Below are 770 nucleotides of genomic sequence, written 5' to 3'. Positions count from 1 at the left end.
GTCAGGGTGCTCAGCGTGCGGGGATGGGCGTTGCGCTTGCGGCGTCGTTCCCGCGTTTCGCCGAGGCTTTGGACGAGGTGTGTGCCGAGCTGGACCCGAGGTTGGGTCGTTCGTTGATGGACCTGCTTTCCGCGTCTGAGGGTTCGCCTGAGGCTGCTTTGTTGAACGAGACGGAGTTCACGCAGGCGGCGTTGTTCGCGGTCGAGGTGGCTTTGTTCCGTCTGGTCGAGTCGTTGGGTCTGCGGGCGGATTACCTGATCGGTCACTCGGTCGGTGAGCTGGCTGCGGCTCACGTCGCCGGTGTGTTGTCGTTGGCGGATGCGTGCGCGTTGGTGGTGGCGCGTGGTCGTTTGATGGGCGCGTTGCCGGCTGGTGGTGGCATGGCGGCGGTGCAGGCGACGGAGGAAGAGGTCGTCCCGTCGTTGGTGGCGTTCGCCGGTCGCTTGTCGGTGGCGGCGGTGAACGGGCCGCAAGCGGTTGTGGTGTCGGGTGATCTGGATGCGTTGGACGAGTGGTTGCCGTCGTGGCAGCACCGGAAGACCACGCGCCTCAAGGTCAGCCATGCGTTCCACTCGCACTTGATGGATCCGATGTTGGCCGAGTTCCGTACGGTCGCGGAGGGTCTGACGTTCAGCGAGCCGCGTATTCCGATCGTGTCGAACGTGACCGGCGGTGTGGTGTCGGCTGAGCTGACCGACCCGGGCTACTGGGTCGACCACGTTCGCGGGGCTGTTCGCTTCACGGACGGTGTCCGCACGCTCCAAGACGAA

The 770-nt window shown here is 65.5% G+C and carries 1 protein-coding gene; it reads left to right on the top strand.

All coding sequences use genetic code 11. The features are described 5' to 3' along the window. Positions 1–770 (top strand): acyltransferase domain-containing protein (locus OQ02_RS39175; RefSeq protein ID WP_033443748.1); only part of this gene is annotated, 770 nt, incomplete at both ends.

It is taken from the genome of Saccharothrix sp. NRRL B-16314, assembly GCF_000716595.1.
Taxonomy (GTDB): Bacteria; Actinomycetota; Actinomycetes; order Mycobacteriales; family Pseudonocardiaceae; genus Actinosynnema.
Note: the sequence above shows the minus strand (reverse complement) of the source record. Positions and strands in the feature narration are given on the sequence as shown.